Below are 16,873 nucleotides of genomic sequence, written 5' to 3' on the forward strand. Positions count from 1 at the left end.
CCAAGGAAAAGAAAAATGCCCATCATCAACATCAGCGTCACCGGCAAGCCCGACGCCGCCCTTTCCGCCCGCATCGCCAAGGAGATCACCGAGATCACCGCCACGCAGTTGCGCAAGGATCCAACGATCACCGCCGTTGCCGTATCCTATATCGATCCGCAGCACTGGTTCGCCGGCGGCAAGTCGCTGGCCGAGCACGGCACCAACACGTTCTGGCTCGATATCAAGGTGGTCGACGGCACCAACACCAAGCTCGAGCTGGAAGCCTATCTCAAGGCTATCTTCGGCGCCTTCGGCCGTCTGCTGGGCGGTGTGCACGAGGAAAGCTATGCCTTCGTGCATGAGGTGCCCGCCGCCGCTTATGGCTATGGCGGCAAGACGCAGGAGTTCCGCTTCATCAGCGGGCGATTGAAGGCGGCATGAGGGGTCTTGTTCCTTCTCCTTCCGGAGGGAGGAGGAACACAGCCTCTTCACACATTGACCTCGGGCCTACTTCCGCTACCCTCTACCTCCGAAGCGGCCGCAGAGCCGCGATGACAAAAATCGTTGGGAGAGATGCGGCATGATCCTGACACTGGCGCTGCTTGCGGGTCTTGTTGCGGCCTGGCTGCTGATCGGCGTGGTGGAAAAATTCCGCCTCGGCCTGCGTTTTACCCAGGCGCTGCTCTATGTGCCGTTCAAGCTCGCCTACCGGATCAGCGACAACCGCATCCGTATCGCGCGCAAGGCGCAGGCTCCTGTCATCTACGTGATCTCGCACCAGTCGCGCTTCGAACCGGCGCTGATGCTGTCGCTGCTGCCTGATGACACGCTGCACATACTCGACGAGGTCTCGGCGCGCTCGCCATGGCTCGAACCCTGGCGCGAACTTGGCCGCACCATCGCCTTCAATGCCGAACATGTCTTCGTCAGCCGCCGGCTGGTGCGCGTGCTGAAGGGCAAGGGGCGGCTCGCCGTCTATCTGCCGGATGCGGTCGAGCCCGACATCAAGACGTTTCGGCTGTTTCGCGCCGTCACCCGCATTGCCATGCAGGCGGACGCCCGCATCGTGCCGATCTTCGTCGCCGGCGCGCGCAGCCTGCCTGTGTCGCTGACGCCAGCGGACAAGGCACTGCGGCACTGGTTTCCCCAACTGTCGATCAGCGTGCTGGAGCCGATGACCATCGCCGAACTGGTGGCGCGCAATCCGGATCAGGCATCGAACACCAATGCGCTGTTCGACCGCGTCGCCGAGGCGCGGCTTTTCGGCACCGATCTCGATCGCGGCCTGTTCCTGGCCATGCGCGATGCGGCGGCCAGGGTCGGCGCCTCGCATCCGATCATCGAGGACGTCATCTCTGGTGGGCTGAGCTATCGCAAGATGTTCATCGGCGCGCGCGTGCTGGGCAAGCGCTTCGAAGCGGTGACGGCGCCGGGCGAAGCGGTCGGAGTGATGCTGCCCAACGCCAATGGCGTCGTGCTGTCGTTGGTCGGCCTTCTCTCGGCGGGCCGGGTGGCGGCGATGATCAATTACACGGCCGGACCGGCGAGCGTTACCGCTGCCGTGCGCACGGCCGTTATCCGCACCGTCATCTCTTCGCGCGCTTTCGTCGAGAAAGCCGATCTCGCCGACATCGTCGGTGCGGTCGAAAAGGGCGGCGCCAAACTTCTGTGGCTGGAGGATATCCGCACCAGCGTCACCACGCTGGACAAGCTTGCCGCCGCCTTGCTATGGCGCTGGCCGCTGCAGCGGCAGGATGCGGCCAAGCCGGGGGTGATCCTGTTCACCTCGGGTTCGGAAGGCACGCCGAAGGCGGTAGTCCTGTCGCAAAAGAACCTTCTCGCCAACGCCATGCAGGCCGAAGCGCGCATCACCATCTCGCCGGCCGATATCCTGCTCAACGTGCTGCCGGTGTTCCATTCCTTTGGCCTGACGGGCGGCACCATCCTGCCGCTGGTCACCGGAGTAAAACTGTTCCTCTACCCCTCGCCTCTGCACTACAAGATCATCCCCGAGATCGCGCGCAAGGTGAAGCCGACCATCATGTTCGGCACCGACACCTTCCTCGCCAACTATGCGCGCACCGCCAAGGATGGCGATTTCTCCAGCCTGCGCTTCGTCGTCGCCGGCGCCGAGGCGGTGAAGCCTGAAACGCGCCGCGTCTATCGCGAGCGCTTCCAGGCCGAGATCATCGAAGGTTTTGGGCTGACCGAGGCTGCACCGGTGGTTGCCGTCAACACCGCCATCCATGGCCGCGACGGCACTGTTGGCCGGCTCTTACCGGCCATGCGCATGAAGCTGGAACCGGTCGAGGGCATTTCGGACGCCGGCCAGCTGTGGCTCGACGGGCCGAATCTGATGATGGGCTACATGACCGCTGACCGCCCTGGTGAGTTGCAGCCGCTGACCGGCTGGCACGACACCGGCGACATCGTCGCAGTCGACCGGGAAGGCTTCATCACCATTCGCGGCCGAGCCAAGCGCTTCGCCAAGATTGCCGGGGAGATGGTGTCGCTGGGTGCGGTCGAGATGCTGGTGCAATCGCTATGGCCGGAAGAACGCCATGCGGCGGTTGCGGTACCGGACAAGCGGCGCGGCGAGCGCATCGTGCTGGTCACCACCGCCGACGATGCCAACCCCGACGAATTGCGCAAGTTCGGCAAACAGGCAGGGGCGGCTGAATTGATGGTGCCCAACGACATCGTCAAGGTGGAGGAAATCCCGGTGCTCGGTTCGGGCAAGACTGACTATGTCTCGACACGAAAGCTGGCAATCGACAGGCTGGGGCTGGGAGTGGCTGCCTGAGTCAGATCAAGGACTTCGGCGGACCTTTTAACCTATGTCCGAAGGCGGCACCTTCTCGCCCTCAAGCTTGGCGCGCTTCGAATAGGCCCGCACGGAGAACGGCAGGAAGATCAGATAGCCTGCGACCGAGGCCGTCAGCGTGTACCAAGGATAGGTCATCAGCAACAGGATGTAGAGCACCGCGGCCAGAATGACCGGCAGCACCCTGTCGCCAGGGATTTTGATGCTCTTGCCGGAATAGACCGGCAGCCGGCTGACCAGCAGGAAGGCGACCAGGATGGTGAAGCCGGTGGCGACGAAGGCTGCCGGGCGGCTGGGCTCCACCCCGAAACGCAGGAAATACAGATAGAGCGGGAGCATCACCAGCACCGCGCCGGCCGGCGCCGGCACGCCGACGAAATATTCGGACTGCCAAAGCGGCCGTTCGGCCTTCTCGTCGTCGAGCACGTTGAAGCGGGCAAGCCTCAGCCCACAGGCGATGGCGAACAGGAGCGCCGCGATCCAGCCGGGCGAGCCGGCGCGGTCGAGCAGGAAGGCATAGAGCACCAGAGCGGGTGCCACACCGAAATTGACGATGTCGGCCAGCGAATCCATTTGCGCGCCGAATTTGGACGTCGCCTTCAGCATCCGCGCTAGGCGGCCGTCGATACCGTCGAGGAAAGCCGCCAGCAGCACCATCACCACGGCCGGTTCGAAGCGACCTTCGAAGCCGAAACGGATACCGGACAGGCCGGCGCAGATGGCAAGCACGGTGACCAGATTGGGCAGCACCATGCGCATCGGGATCTCGCGGATGCGCGGACCGCCGCTGGCATGGGCCTCGAATTTTTTGTATTGCGTGCCCACCGCTCAGGATATCCGTACGAGGGGCGTGCCGGCGACCCCGCCGAATTCGGCGAGCACCGTTTCACCGCCGACCGCCGTCTGGCCAACGGCGACACGCGGCGTCGCGGTCAGAGGCAGGAAGACGTCGACGCGCGAGCCAAAACGGATCAGGCCGAAACGCTCGCCAGTGCCGATCGAAGCGCCGGCTTCCGCCCAGCAAACGATGCGGCGCGCCACCAGGCCGGCGATCTGGACGGCGGCCACGGTGCCGTTGGGGCTCTCTATGACCAGGCCGTTGCGTTCATTTTCGGTGCTCGCCTTGTCGAGTTCGGCATTGAGGAATTTTCCCGGCCGATGTTCGATCCTGGCGATGCGGCCGCGCACCGGGGCGCGGTTCACATGGCAGGAAAAGACGTTCATGAACACCGAGATGCGGGTCATCTCGACATTGCCGAGGCCAAGTTCGCGCGGCGGCAAAGCCGGACCGACCGCCGAGATGATGCCATCGGCAGGGCTCACCACCAGGCGGTCGTCGACTGGCGTGACCCGCTCGGGGTCGCGGAAGAAATAAACGCACCAGGCGGTCAGGATCAGGCCGATCCAGAACAGGATCGAGGAGAAATAACCGAGGAACAGCGTTGCCGCGCCAAAGGCCGCGATGAAGGGATAGCCCTCGCGATGGATCGGTACGAACGCGTTCTTGACCGTATCGACAAGGCTCATCGGGCTGGGGCAGGCTCCGTTTCAAGTCCGGCCTCAATAGCCGAAAGCCCCCTTCGCCGCAACGCAACAATCGGCCGCGCGGGCGAACGGGCAAGAGCCGGTCGTGCCCGGACAGCCGGACGCTCCGCGTTTCGTGAAGTGGCGACCGGCTTGCACGCCTGTTCCATTGCCGTCAGAATTCCGACCTGGGCGGGAAAACCCTCATGAAAAGCCGAAAATGCACGGGCTACGTTGTTGCACTGGTGTTGGCCATGGTGCCGGTAGTGTCCGGCCCTGCGCAGGCACAGACCAAGCCATCCTTCGACTGCGCCAAGGCTGCCAGCGTGGCGGAAAAGGCCATCTGCGCCGACCCTGCCTTGGCGCAGGCCGACGCCGACATGGCGAAGAATTATGCGGCATTGCTGAAGACACTCGACCCTCATGCCGGCAAGGCCTTGCGGGACGACCAGAGCGATTTCATCTTATATCGCGACCAGATTGCCGGCTTCAACGAGAACACGCCCAAGGACCAGCAGACTTTCGATCTCGGCGAATTCCTGCGCGACCGCGCGACGTTCCTTACAGGCATCCGCAAGCCGGCCGATACCGGCTTCATCGGCACATGGAGCAGCACACGCGGCTCGGTCGAGATCAAGGCGGCGGCCGCCGGCAAGCTCGACGTGTCGGAAGACGTCGCCAATCCTGTCTCCGGCGGCGGTGAGTGCGATATCGACGGCACGGTCAAGGCCGGCAAAAGCTTGCGGTTGGTCGATACAGACGACAGCGACAAGCCGACCGGGTTTGTCTTCACCTTCCGCCGCAATGGCGATGCGCTTGTCGTCGGGCAAAGCGGTACCGGCAAGGATGGCGCTTCGGAGCCGCCCTCATGCGGTGCAAACGGCCATGTCGATGGCACCTTCTTCCTGGGCGAAAAGCAGAAAGACTAGTGTCGGGAGATCGCCGCCTCGCCCGTCCTTGGTGAGATAGCACCTCATCGCGCCGCAAGGGCCGATGGTGCACGCGCAATGGAGGCTCTTGATCATGCAGACATCATCCGGCATCAAAGCTCGTCTCGTCACGGAGGGCCTCGCCTTCGGCGAATCGCCACGCTGGCATGACGGACGTTTATGGCTCTGCAACTGGGGTACCGGAGAGATTGTCGCCATCGACGCCGACGGCAAATGCGAGATCGTGCTCACTGTGCCGGCCGTCCTGCCCTATTCCATCGCCTGGCTGCCGGACGGACGGCTGCTCGTCGTCTCAGGCCGGGAAGGTTTGTTGTTGCGGCAACAAGCCGATGGCAGGCTCGTCACCCATGCCGATTTGCGCGGCCTGTCGAAAAGTCCGTGGAACGAGATCGTCGTCGATGGGCGCGGCAACATCTATGTCAATGGCGGTAGGCCGGCGCCGGCTGTCGGCCAGCAATTCGGCCCGGGCACCATCGTCCTGATCACTCCGGATGGCGCGGTCCGGCAGGTGGCGGAGGATATAGCCTTCGCCAACGGCATGGCGGTGACCCTGGACAACAAGACGCTGATCATTGCTGAATCCCATGCCAACCGGCTGACCGCTTTCGATATCGCCGGCGACGGCACCCTGTCCAACCGGCGCGTCTGGGCCGATCTAGACGGCTACCCAGACGGCATCTGCCTCGATGCTGAAGGCGCGGTCTGGTACGCGGATGTTCCCAACAAGCAGTGTGCGCGCGTGCGCGAAGGCGGCGAAGTGCTGCAGACCGTCACCGTGGATCGCGGCTGTTTTGCCTGCATGCTGGGCGGTGTGGACAGGAAGACGCTGTTCATTGCCGCCGCCGAATGGCGTGGCTTCGAGCACATGGTCAGCGATATCAGAACCGGCCAGGTGCTCAGCATTGAAGCGCCGGCACCTGGCGTCGGCTGGCCGGGCTAAAGCCCGGGAACCCGCTGGTAGTTGGCGATGTCGGCCCGCACGCCGAGCCGGGCGAGAGTCTCCTGCGGGTTGAAGGCAACGCGTTCTTGCGCCGCCTTGACGATCGGCACGACCTTGTCGACAGCCGCCTGGCTCTCCCATTCGACGATCGTCACCAGATTGAATTCGCCCGGTCCCGAAAATTGCTCAAGCAGGAAATCCTGCACGAAACCCTGCTGCTGGCGCAGCAATTCGTGCGTCGTCCTGACCTTGGTGAGGATCTCGTCGCGGGCAGCGGCCGGGACGACGAACTTGTCCACCCTGAACACGCTGCCGCCGTTAATAGTCTGATTTATATCGCTCATTTCAATTGTTCCGTTCCTGGATCGTGGTGTTTTCGGGCTCCGGGAAACGGCGTACAATCTCAACTTAAGTTGAGGTCAAGCGGATTTTTCTCCTACGACACCTCCGACGTACGGCGGCGAACGATGACGCCGAGTTCGTCGCCTTCGCGGGCGAGGCGCAGCCGCTCTTCGGCCTCGGTCGCCTCGCGCTGGCGGTCCCACATCGAGGCGTAGAGGCCATGCTTTCGCATCAGTTCGATATGGGTGCCGCGCTCAGCGATCTGGCCGTCCTTGAGCACGATGATCTCGTCGGCGGAAATCACCGTCGACAGACGGTGGGCAATGACAATGGTGGTGCGGCCCTTGCTGACGAGGTCGAGCGCTGCTTGGATCTCCTGCTCGGTGTGGCTGTCCAGCGCCGAGGTCGCTTCATCGAGCATCAGGATCGGCGGCGCCTTTAGGATGGTGCGGGCGATCGCGACGCGCTGCTTCTCACCGCCGGACAGCTTCAGCCCGCGCTCGCCGACCATCGACTTGTAGCCGTCGGGCAGCTTCTCGATGAACGGGCCGATCTGGGCGAGTTCGGCGGCCTTCCGCACCTCCTCTTCGCTCGCCCCGACGCGGCCATAGCGGATGTTGTAGGCTATGGTGTCGTTGAACAACACAGTGTCCTGCGGCACCATGCCGAGCGCCGCGCGCAGGCTGTCCTGGGTGACATCCCTGACGTCCTGGCCGTCGATCAGCACCTGGCCGCCCTGCACGTCGTAGAAGCGGAACAAGAGACGCGAGATGGTCGACTTGCCGGCGCCCGAGGGCCCGACAATGGCGACCGTCTTGCCGGCCGGCACCTCGAAGGAGACACCCTTCAGGATCTTGCGATTCGGGTCGTAGGAAAAATGCACGTCGCGGAACTCGACCTTGCCGGCACCAACGACCAGAGCCTTCGCATCAGGCTTGTCGATGATCTCCTGCGGCACGTCGAGCAGGTCGAACATGTGCTCGATGTCGGTCAGGCCCTGGCGTATTTCGCGGTAAATGAAGCCGATGAAGTTGAGCGGCACGGACAACTGAATCAGCATGGCGTTGATGAAAACGAAATCGCCAACCGTTTGCGTGTGGGCCTGGACCTCCAGCGCCGACATGCACATGACGACGACGGTGCCGAGGCCGAAGATGATGCCCTGGCCAAAGTTCAGCCAGCCGAGCGAAGTCCAGGTCTTGGTGGCGGCGATCTCGTAGCGCGCCATAGAGCGGTCGAAGCGCTCGGCTTCCATGGCTTCGTTGGTGAAGTATTTGACCGTCTCGAAATTCAAGAGCGAGTCGATCGCCTTGGTGTTGGCGTCGGTGTCGCTGTCGTTCATGTCGCGGCGGATCGAGATGCGCCAGTCGCTGGCCCTGACGGTGAACCAGACATAAAGACAGACGGTGGCTGCGACCACGGCCACGTATTTCCAGCCATAGGTGAAACCGAATATGCCAGCGGTCAGCGCGAATTCGAGGATGGTCGGCGCCGTGTTCAGCATGATGAAGCGTACGATCGTCTCGATGCCCTTGGTGCCGCGCTCGATGATCCGCGACAGGCCGCCGGTGCGGCGCTCGAGATGGAAGCGCAGCGACAACTGATGCATGTGGACGAAGGTGCGGAAGGCGAGCTGGCGCACCGCATGCTGGCCAACGCGGGCAAAAAGCGCATCGCGCAGCTGGTTGAAGCCGAGCTGGACGAGCCTCAGCACGTTGTAGGCAATGACCAGCATCACCGGGGCGAGCAGGAAAGACGGCAGCGGCGGCGGCGTTTTGGAGCCGCCGGCCAGCGCATCGGTTGCCCATTTGAAGAAATAGGGGCCGGCGACCAGGGTCACCTTGGCGACGACAAGCAGCAGCGTCGCCCAGGTGACGCGTGCCCTGAGATCAGCGCGGTCGGCCGGCCACATATAGGGCCAGAGGTTGCGCAATGTCGTCAGTGTGGATGTTTCGGCGGAGACGGTTTTTTCGACCACTTTTCTTGCCTTTTGGGTGAGAGGGTCAGCGGCCGGAGCAGCAGGAATTGACGAGGGCGTTCAGCGATGCCGATATTTCGGCAAGTGCCGCGCGGTCAACCGCGTAGCGGGAACGCTGGCGGTCGGGCTCGAAGCGGACCAGGCCGGCCTCGACCAGTATCTTCAGGTGCTGTGAGACCGTCGACTGCGCCAGATCGAAACGGTCGACGACCTCGCGGCAGCAGCACGAATTGCTGGCGGAGAGGTGCTTGATGATTTCGATGCGCGCCGGATGCGAAAGCGCGGCCAGCCGGGCGGCGATTGCACGGCTGTCGGGCGCGCTCGAAATGGCGTTGGGTCCGTGGGTTTCGAAGGGAATGTCGATCATCGTCCATCGGCGATAACCGATGGTTGGCACCACCGCAAGCTACTCTTCTGGGCAGAGATAGCGGCTAACGCCGCGAGATGGACTTCTCGATCCCCGGTATGCCGGCAATCTGTTCAGCCAGAAAGTCCAGCAGGAGGCGGACCCTTGCAACGCCCGCGCGCTCCGGGACAATCAGCATGTTCAACGCGACGGACGGCAGCGAATAATCATCCAGTATCGTCTCAAGCTGGCCCGCTGCCAAAAGATCATCGACGAGCCATCGATGAGCCGGTGCGATCCCTCGACCCGCGACCAGGGCTGCGCGCGCGGCCAGTCCATGGTCGACACGCAATCGTCCCGCGAATGGAACCATATGGCGTTCGCCGCCGGCGGCCTGCAAGGCAAGAGTTTCACTGCCCGCCACATTCGACATCCTTATGCCCTCATGTCCGGACAGGTCCGACGGCACCACCGGCCGGCCTCTAATCGCCAGATAGTCTGGCGATGCCACGAGCAGGCGCCGCGACAGGCCGAGGGCACGCAGCCTCAACGAGCTGTCCGTAAGCGGCCCCAGGCGAAGTGCGATATCGACACCCTCCCGGACGAGATCCACGCGTTCGTCGGTAAGGCTGAGGTCGATTCCAATATCGGGATATCGCTCCTGAAAGGCGAAGATCAGCCGGCTGGTGTGCAGAACCCCGAAAGCGGCGGTGCAGGATATGCGGATAGTGCCAGTCGGTGCACCAAGCGCGCCGCGCGCTTCGTCGCTGGCCTGTTCGACAAGACGCAGGATCTGGATGCTGTTTGCATAGTAGCGGCTGCCCTCATCGGTCAGCGTGACCCGCCGGGTGGTCCGGCTGAGCAAAGGCACTCCCACTGCCTCCTCGAGCTCCTGCAAATGCCTCGTGACTGTCGATTGCCCGATGCCGAGTTCGCCGGCAACCGATGACAGATTGCCCCGCTCCGCGACACGAACGAAAGTCCGCATGCGTTCGAAGGTGATATCCGATTTATCCATTATTTGGCACAATCATATGCATTGCCGATACATAGCGGATTACCGCGATATTGCCTACCTGACTGACAGGTTTTCAACCCCTGGAGTCACCTGCATGAAAATCCTGCTTGTCTTCGCTCATCCTGAATCGCGCTCACTCAACGCAGCGCTCCGACACGTCGCCGTCCAAGAACTCGAAGCACAAGGCCACGAAGTGCGGGTGACGGACCTTTACGCCCAGGGTTGGAAATCAGTGGTCGATCGGGCCGATTTTCCGGTTTTGGACTCAGACGCGCGGCTGAAGCCTGCCGCCGCGTCGAAAAAATCGTTTGAGGCCGACGCACTGACAGAGGACGTCAAGGCCGAGATCGCAAACCTGATGTGGGCGGATACGTTGATCCTCCAGTTCCCGCTGTGGTGGTTTGCCATGCCGGCGATCCTCAAGGGCTGGGTCGACAGGGTCTTCGCTTACGGCTTCGCCTACGGTGTCGGTGAACACAGCGACAAGCGGTGGGGCGACCGCTACGGGGAAGGAACGCTGGTCGGCAAGCGCGCAATGCTCATCGTGACGGCCGGTGGCTGGAACGAGCACTATGCGCCGCGTGGCATCAACGGAGAGATCGACGATCTGCTGTTCCCGATCAATCACGGGATCCTCTACTACCCCGGCTACGACGTGCTGCCGCCGTTCGTCGTCTACAGCGTCGATCGCTTCCGTGAAGCCGACTTCGAGCCGACTGCCGAATGCCTGCGCGAGAGGATGAGGACGCTCCCTATCACCCAGCCTATCCCCTATCGCCGGCAGAATGGCGGCGACTATTTGATCCCGATCATGAACCTGCGCCCTGAGCTGGGCGATCAGAACATGACCGGGTTCAAACTTCACCTGAGCGGTCCAACGAGCTAGCGCACTCGACCGTTCGATAGCCTTGGCTATTCCGTCTTGGTAGGCGTGGTCGTCGCCTGTTCGCCCATGGCCTTGAGGTCGGCGGCTTCGCCTTCCTTCGACTTTTCCGGAACCTTGAACACCTGCCCGGGCCAGATGCGGTCAGGGTCGCTGATCTGGTCCTGGTTGGCCAGGTAGATGGTGGAATAGCGCACGCCGTGACCATAGACCCGCCGCGAAATCCGCCACAGCGTGTCGTTGCGGCGGATGATGACCGCGCCGTCGGCATGTTCGAGCTTGGGCGACACCACTTCGGGCACGTCGCTTGGCGGTGTTGCGGCCGCCACGACGGCCGGAGCCTCGGTGGCGGGAGCCGCCGGTGCGGCTGGTGCCGTCTCGGCCGGAGCGGCGGCAACGGCTGGAGCCGGCGCTGGTGCCTCGGTGGCTGGCGCGGCTGGAGCCGGCGCGGGCGCGGCCGGAGCAGCCGCGACAACAGCCGGCGCCGATGGCGCTGGAGCGGCAGGCGCCTCGGCAGTAGCGGGTGCGGCTGGTTTCGTTTCAGCCGGTTTTGCTTCGGCGGGCTTCGTCTCTGCAGGTTTGGTGTCGGCGGGCGCCACGGCGGCAACTGCTTCGCCCGGCTCGCGCTCGAACGGCACGGCGGCGCGAGCCACCACCTTCACGCCGTCGGCATCGAGGCCGTCGACATGGATGGTGTAGCTGCCGACCGGAATGTCACGTGTGGCCTCGACCAGGAAATGACCGTCTGGTGAGGTCTGCGCGTCACCGAGCAGGATGTCATTGGCATAGGCGCGCACTTTGCGGCCCGGATCGGCAAGGCCGGCGACAAAGATCTTGTTGCCATCGATCTCGACCGCCTCGACCACGATCTTGGGTTCCGCCACCGCCGCGGCGGGCGGCGTTGCCGGTGCCGTCGGGGCGGGCGCCGCCTCGACGGCGGCCGGCGCTGGTGTCGTTGCAGCCGGCGCCGGAGCAGCCGTTGCGGGCGCCTCAGCCGCCGGAGCGGCTGGCGCCGGGGCAGCCGGAGCGGCAGCCTGATTGCCAGTTGCCGGCGCGGCTGGCTTGGTCTCAGGCGCCGGAACCGTGAGCAGTTCGGCCGGCTTGCCCGGCTCCTCGACCATGGCCAGCACCTGGCCGGCGGCATCCTTGGGAACCGAAACCACAGCGGTCTGCGCGGAGGCGGTCACAACCGTGCCGACGGTCGCGCGCAGGGAAATCGTATAGTCGCCCGGCTTCAGCGGATCGTCGAGCACGATGACAAAGGCACCATCGGGTCCCGCCACTGTCGAACCCAGCACGGTCGTGCCGTTGAGGATCTCGACCTTGGAATTGGGTGCAGCATTGCCGGCAACCACGATGGAGCCGTTGGCCTCGACGCGCACGACATCGAAAGTCGGCGCGATCGGGCCTGATGTGGCGGGCGCGGCCGGTGCCGCCGCATCAGTCGCGGGTGCTGCCGGTGCTTTGGCCTCGGTTGCAGGTGCAGCCGGCGCTGGAGCCGCCGTTGCCGGGGCTGCTGGGGCTGTCGTTGCCGGTGCGGCCGGGGCCGTCGCCTGAGGCGCCGCGGCGGGAGCAGCAGGTACCGCCGGCGCCGGCAGGCGCCCTTCCGTGCCGGGATCCGCCGGTTTCGGCGTCTCGGGCGGCGTCAAGGCCGCTACCTGCGCCGGCGGCACTGGATGAAGATACGGGTCCAGTGCGCCCGATACATAGGCGGCTCCTGCCACCGCGACGGTCCCACCCGCCGCGAACAGAAACCCCTTCAATGGATTAATTGCCATATTCCCACCCCTTAGCCACCTAATGCCGGTCTAGCGTGTTTTGCCAAAGCCGACAAGAAAAAGCCCGGCTTGTTGACCCCTTGGGCTTGACCTCGGTCGTGAACTCATAAATCTGGTTCACGACCCTTAACTGCGAACCTCATTATCGATCAGTTGCATGAACACGATTCGATCCGTCTGCGTCTATTGCGGCTCGTCACCGGGCCGCGATGAAATCTATGCGAAGGCCGGACACCTGCTTGGGCGCTCGATTGCCAAAGCAGGCTTGCGGCTGGTTTATGGCGGCGGCACCAAAGGCATCATGGGCGCCGTCGCCGAAGGCACGCTCAAGGCCGGCGGCAAGGTCACCGGCATCATTCCCCGCTTCCTGATCAACAAGGAGGCAACTGAAACCGCGCTTGACCGGCTCGACGAGTTGCTGATCACCGACAACATGCATGAGCGCAAACACAAGATGTTCGAGAAATCCGACGCCTTTGTGGCGCTGCCGGGCGGCATCGGCACAGTCGAGGAGATCGTCGAGATCATGACCTGGGCGCAACTTGGCCATCACCGCAAGCCGATCGTCTTCGGCAATGTCAACGGATTCTGGGACCCGATGCTGTCGTTGCTTGATCACATGGCGGCAGAGGGTTTCATCCATACTGCAAAACGCGTTCAGCCATTGGTGATCGACGATCCGGAAGCAATCGTCGCCGCCATCATGGTGGCAGGTTCTTCCGTCGATGCGCCGACCGAGGGCGTGCAGTCAGTGATAGACAAGATGTAGGGAATAGGCCGTAGGGAATAGGGCTTGCCTACTGCCTACTGCCTACTGCCCTCCGCAAATCCCCAATCACCGCCCGCCGGTCCTGCCGCCGCCAGGCCAGATGAATAGAAACCGTGCGGTCGAACCATGGCAGATCGCGAAACACGATCCGCGGCGGTGCTGCGGCACGCAGGCTGGATTGCACCGTCGCCAGGCCAAGGCCTGCGCTGACCAGGCCGAGCGAAGTCAGCGGATCGGCTGTTTCATAGGCGATGTCGGGCAGAAAGCCGGCCTTGGCGCAAGCGGCGAGGAATTGGCCGCGATTGGTGTCGTCAGGCTGGCGCACCACGGTGATCCAGGTGCGGCCATCGAGGTGCCCCGGCCCGATGTCTGACATCTCGACAAGCGGATCATCTTCGGGGATCGCCAGCACCAGCGGCTCGCACCGCACCAACATGCTTTCGATGTCCGGATCGTCGGCAGGGGCCGGAGCGTAGACGAAGCCGAGATCGAGCACACGCTGCCGCAGATCCTCAAACTGCGCCGCCGTGCGACTGCTCCTGAGCTGAAGATGGAAATCGGGCCGCTCACGGCGAAATTGCCTGAGCATCTCAGCCACAAGCCCGGCATGCACGGCGCCTTCGACATAGCCGATGGCGAGCCGGCCGACCGCACCGCTAGCCAGGTTGCGACCGAACTCCTCCACACGTCGCGCATTGGCGAGCAGCGCGCGGGCTTCGCTGAGGAAGGCGCGCCCCTCGACATTGAGATGAACCCGTTGCTTGGTCCGTTCGAACAGAGCAACGCCCAGTTGCTCCTCAAGCTGCATGATCTGCCGGCTGAGCGGCGATTGCGAAATATGCAGGATTTCGGCGGCACGGCCGACATTGCCGGTTTCGGCGACGGTGACGAAATATCTGATCTGGCGCAGGTCGAACATTTTCCTCCGAAGCTTCAAGTCCTGATAGGTCTCAACTTTAGCCTAATCAGTCTTGGACAGTCTGACCAGCCAAAAGCAATAATCGGTCATCCCAACCCAGAGGAGACCGACATGCAGTTCTTTGCCCTTCTTACCCGCAACACCGCAAAGTTCAGCGACGCTGACTTCGCACCGCTCCTGCCCGGCGAGGCCGAGCAGCGGCGCACGCTCTATGCCGAAGGCGCTGTGCGCCAGGTCTGGAACCGCGGCGACATTCCCGGCAGCGGCATGATGTTGGAGGCGGCCGACGACGCCGAAGTGCGCGGCCATCTCGCCACTTTGCCGCTGATCAAGGCCGGCATGATGGACATCGCCGTGATCGTGCCGCTCAACCCCTATCCCGGTTTTGGGCCGAAGCGCTGAATTACCTCAATCGCGAGTGGTGACGGCGCAGGCGCGCCGTCACCACGCTTACTGCTCGACACAGTGTGATCGACCGTCAAGAAACTGTCACACGAAACCGGCTTCTCGCATGCTAAAACCTGGCAGTTGAGCCGCTAGCGCGGTTCGTTGCTTGGACCATCTGGAGAAGCGACAATGAATATCGCCCTCCCCGCCGAAGGCACTGATCTTTCGCCCTATTTGCCCGATGAACACGGGCTGTTCTTCATCTACCATTTCACCGCTGAAGGTTCCCGTACCAAGGACCCCGCGCAAGCACTTTGGACCTGGCGCAGCTACCAGATCACCGATCTCCACGCCCGCCAGGAAATCGCTGCCGAGCAGGCTCTGCCGGCCCCGGCGCGCGATGCATTCCTGGCACCCAGCCATGGCTGCCACATCGACTATGAGGATGGTTGGCTCTATGGCGATCTGCCTGATCTCAAGCACGACTTTTCGGAAGCGCGCGGGCTCGTCCATTTCCGCTTCGCCTTCAACGACACGATGCTGATCGGCGCCCGTAAGCAGCCGTTGGAATCGGTCGACGCGGTCCGCAAGGTGGTGGAAAATGGGGCTCGGAAATTCCGCTCGCCGGCGGACCTGATCGAGGCGGTCATGGGCCAGTCGCTCGATGGCATGGCGATCGAACTTGGCAAGCTCGGCGACACGCTCGACGGCATCGAGGACCGCGTCGTGCGCGATGCATGGCACAATGAGCGGCAAGCGCTGGTCGAGGCGCGCCGGCAGCTGGTGGTGATCCACCGGCAGATGGCGACGCTCACAAACCTGTTCCGGCATCTCGACCATTCGCATCGCGACGAGTTGCCTGACCCGATCAACGACATGGCGGCCCGGCTCTCGCACCGGGCGCAGACGCTCTATCATGACGGAGAGCAGTTGCAGGCGCGCACGAGGCTTTTGCAGGACGAGCTGATGGCCAAGCTGACGATGCAGTCGAACCAGTTGCTCTATGTTCTCTCGGTCATGACAGCGGTGCTGCTGCCGATGACCATTATCTCAGGTCTTTTCGGCATGAATGTGGGCGGGCTGCCGCTGGTCGACACGCCAGCGGGCTTCTGGGTGGTGACGGCTGTGTCGGTGGTTATCGCTTTGGCCACCTACCTGTTCGTCAGGCGGCTCGGCCGGGGACTGTAGCGGCAGCCGGTCGGCAATGTCTTGCACCGAAGCCTATCGGGCAGCCGCTTTGCGCGCTGTCGTCAGCATCGACCAGGAATAGATCGCGAGCGCTGCCCAGATCAGGGCAAAGGCGACGGCCTGGGTGGTGCCGAACGGCTCATCGAAGATCAGCACAGCGATGAGGAACACCATGGTCGGCGCGATGTATTGCATGATGCCGATGGTGGAGAGCCGCAACAGCTTGGCGCCGAAAGCAAAGAGCAGAAGCGGTATCGATGTGATTGGACCGCAGCCAATCAGCAGCGCCGTATCGGTACCGCTGCTTGACACGATATGGTCCTGCCCGGTCGCGATCAGGTAGACGATGTAACCGAGCGCCGGCACCGATAGCAACAAGACCTCCACAAGGAATCCCGGGCTCGGGCCGATGGGCAACGTCTTGCGGAAGAAGCCATAGGCGGCGAACGAAAACGCCAGCGCCAGCGAAACCCAGGGCAGCTTGCCGCCCTCGATGGTCAGCACAGTCACCGCCACCGCCGCCAGCACCACGGCCGCGATCTGCAAACGGTTGAGCCGTTCGCCAAGCAGCAGCGCACCGACCACAACGACCACCAGCGGGTTGATATAATAGCCGAGCGCGGTCTCGACGGTGCGGTCGACGGCGATCGCCCAGACATAGATGCCCCAGTTGACCGAGATGAGCGCGGCCGTCAGCGCGGCCATGGCGATGGTGCGCGGCGAGCGAATTGCGGCCTTGAAATCCGCTGTGCGGCCGGCCCAGACCAGAACCACTGCCGCGATCGGCACGGACCAGACGATGCGGTGAGCAATCACCTCGGCAAGCGGCAAATGGGCCACGGCCTTCATGTAGAAAGGCAGCAATCCCCACAAGAGATAGGCACCCAGCGCCAGCAGGAAGCCACGGCGGGCTTGTGAATCTGCGTCGAGGGCAATTGCTTCAGTGGCCATGGGCCAACGCTATGGCCCAGTAGTCTTGGCAAGACCATCGCAAAGTTCTGATGGATCAATGGACTTTCGCTGATGGTTCAAGCGGCTGCCTTCG

Annotated in this window: 17 protein-coding genes; 8 read left to right on the top strand and 9 right to left on the bottom strand. The window is 63.3% G+C overall.

The features are described 5' to 3' along the window. Window positions 1-15: 15 nt before the first annotated feature. The gene (locus EB235_RS26355) at window positions 16-423 is read left to right on the top strand and encodes a tautomerase family protein (protein ID WP_027034466.1); all 408 of its coding nucleotides are present in this window, start codon (window positions 16-18) and stop codon (window positions 421-423) included. 139 nt (window positions 424-562) lie between these two features. Further along, complete coding sequence (locus tag EB235_RS26360) at window positions 563-2,785, top strand: AMP-binding protein (RefSeq protein ID WP_027034465.1); 2,223 nt, start codon at window positions 563-565, stop codon at window positions 2,783-2,785. A gap of 27 nt (window positions 2,786-2,812) precedes the next feature. Here the strand turns inward: EB235_RS26360 and EB235_RS26365 are convergent, their stop codons facing one another. Together EB235_RS26365 and EB235_RS26370 are read right to left on the bottom strand one after the other, a co-directional pair. After that, the gene (locus EB235_RS26365) at window positions 2,813-3,631 is read right to left on the bottom strand and encodes a CDP-alcohol phosphatidyltransferase family protein (protein WP_027034464.1); all 819 of its coding nucleotides are present in this window, start codon (window positions 3,629-3,631) and stop codon (window positions 2,813-2,815) included. A gap of 3 nt (window positions 3,632-3,634) precedes the next feature. Beyond that, on the bottom strand, window positions 3,635-4,333 hold the full coding sequence (locus tag EB235_RS26370; protein ID WP_027034463.1) for a phosphatidylserine decarboxylase: 699 nt from the start codon (window positions 4,331-4,333) through the stop codon (window positions 3,635-3,637). A 203-nt stretch (window positions 4,334-4,536) separates the two neighbouring features. Here EB235_RS26370 and EB235_RS26375 point away from each other — a divergent pair, with 203 nt between their 5' ends. After that, a complete protein-coding gene (locus tag EB235_RS26375; protein ID WP_027034462.1) occupies window positions 4,537-5,259 on the top strand; it encodes a lysozyme inhibitor LprI family protein in 723 nt (240 codons plus the stop codon). Window positions 5,260-5,353: 94 nt separating this feature from the next. Then, window positions 5,354-6,220, top strand: a complete 867-nt coding sequence (locus tag EB235_RS26380) for an SMP-30/gluconolactonase/LRE family protein (protein ID WP_027034461.1) — start codon at window positions 5,354-5,356, stop codon at window positions 6,218-6,220. On the opposite strand, the gene EB235_RS26385 is transcribed toward EB235_RS26380, so the two are convergent. The 4 genes from EB235_RS26385 to EB235_RS26400 all read right to left on the bottom strand — a co-directional run bounded on the left by EB235_RS26385 (window position 6,217) and on the right by EB235_RS26400 (window position 9,904). Continuing rightward, the gene (locus EB235_RS26385; RefSeq protein WP_027034460.1) at window positions 6,217-6,564 is read right to left on the bottom strand and encodes an antibiotic biosynthesis monooxygenase; all 348 of its coding nucleotides are present in this window, start codon (window positions 6,562-6,564) and stop codon (window positions 6,217-6,219) included. The two genes, EB235_RS26380 and EB235_RS26385, sit on opposite strands and share 4 nt — an antisense overlap. Window positions 6,565-6,656: 92 nt before the next feature. Next, the gene (locus tag EB235_RS26390; RefSeq protein WP_027034459.1) at window positions 6,657-8,540 is read right to left on the bottom strand and encodes an ABCB family ABC transporter ATP-binding protein/permease; all 1,884 of its coding nucleotides are present in this window, start codon (window positions 8,538-8,540) and stop codon (window positions 6,657-6,659) included. A gap of 25 nt (window positions 8,541-8,565) precedes the next feature. Next, complete coding sequence (locus EB235_RS26395; protein WP_027034458.1) at window positions 8,566-8,907, bottom strand: ArsR/SmtB family transcription factor; 342 nt, start codon at window positions 8,905-8,907, stop codon at window positions 8,566-8,568. A 64-nt stretch (window positions 8,908-8,971) separates the two neighbouring features. Further along, entirely contained in the window at window positions 8,972-9,904 is a 933-nt protein-coding gene (locus EB235_RS26400; RefSeq protein ID WP_027034457.1) for a LysR family transcriptional regulator, read from the bottom strand. Between the two features lie 94 nt (window positions 9,905-9,998). On the opposite strand from EB235_RS26400, the gene EB235_RS26405 reads away from it, so the two are divergent. Next, entirely contained in the window at window positions 9,999-10,790 is a 792-nt protein-coding gene (locus EB235_RS26405; RefSeq protein ID WP_027034456.1) for an NAD(P)H-dependent oxidoreductase, read from the top strand. Between the two features lie 26 nt (window positions 10,791-10,816). On the opposite strand, the gene EB235_RS26410 is transcribed toward EB235_RS26405, so the two are convergent. Continuing rightward, a complete protein-coding gene (locus EB235_RS26410; RefSeq protein WP_027034455.1) occupies window positions 10,817-12,565 on the bottom strand; it encodes a LysM peptidoglycan-binding domain-containing protein in 1,749 nt (582 codons plus the stop codon). Window positions 12,566-12,722: 157 nt separating this feature from the next. Here EB235_RS26410 and EB235_RS26415 point away from each other — a divergent pair, with 157 nt between their 5' ends. Continuing rightward, a complete protein-coding gene (locus tag EB235_RS26415; RefSeq protein WP_027034454.1) occupies window positions 12,723-13,334 on the top strand; it encodes a TIGR00730 family Rossman fold protein in 612 nt (203 codons plus the stop codon). A 28-nt stretch (window positions 13,335-13,362) separates the two neighbouring features. Here EB235_RS26415 and EB235_RS26420 read toward each other — a convergent pair whose 3' ends face one another. Beyond that, the gene (locus tag EB235_RS26420) at window positions 13,363-14,253 is read right to left on the bottom strand and encodes a LysR substrate-binding domain-containing protein (protein ID WP_027034453.1); all 891 of its coding nucleotides are present in this window, start codon (window positions 14,251-14,253) and stop codon (window positions 13,363-13,365) included. Between the two features lie 111 nt (window positions 14,254-14,364). Here EB235_RS26420 and EB235_RS26425 point away from each other — a divergent pair, with 111 nt between their 5' ends. Both EB235_RS26425 and EB235_RS26430 read left to right on the top strand, forming a co-directional pair. Further along, entirely contained in the window at window positions 14,365-14,655 is a 291-nt protein-coding gene (locus EB235_RS26425; protein ID WP_027034452.1) for a muconolactone Delta-isomerase family protein, read from the top strand. 174 nt (window positions 14,656-14,829) lie between these two features. Further along, on the top strand, window positions 14,830-15,828 hold the full coding sequence (locus EB235_RS26430) for a transporter (RefSeq protein WP_027034451.1): 999 nt from the start codon (window positions 14,830-14,832) through the stop codon (window positions 15,826-15,828). Between the two features lie 33 nt (window positions 15,829-15,861). Here EB235_RS26430 and rarD read toward each other — a convergent pair whose 3' ends face one another. Further along, window positions 15,862-16,779: an EamA family transporter RarD gene (gene rarD / locus EB235_RS26435; RefSeq protein ID WP_027034450.1), complete on the bottom strand. Its 918-nt coding sequence runs from the start codon at window positions 16,777-16,779 to the stop codon at window positions 15,862-15,864. Window positions 16,780-16,873: the final 94 nt, after the last annotated feature.

It is taken from the genome of Mesorhizobium loti R88b (assembly GCF_013170845.1).
Lineage (GTDB): Bacteria > Pseudomonadota > Alphaproteobacteria > Rhizobiales > Rhizobiaceae > Mesorhizobium > Mesorhizobium loti_B.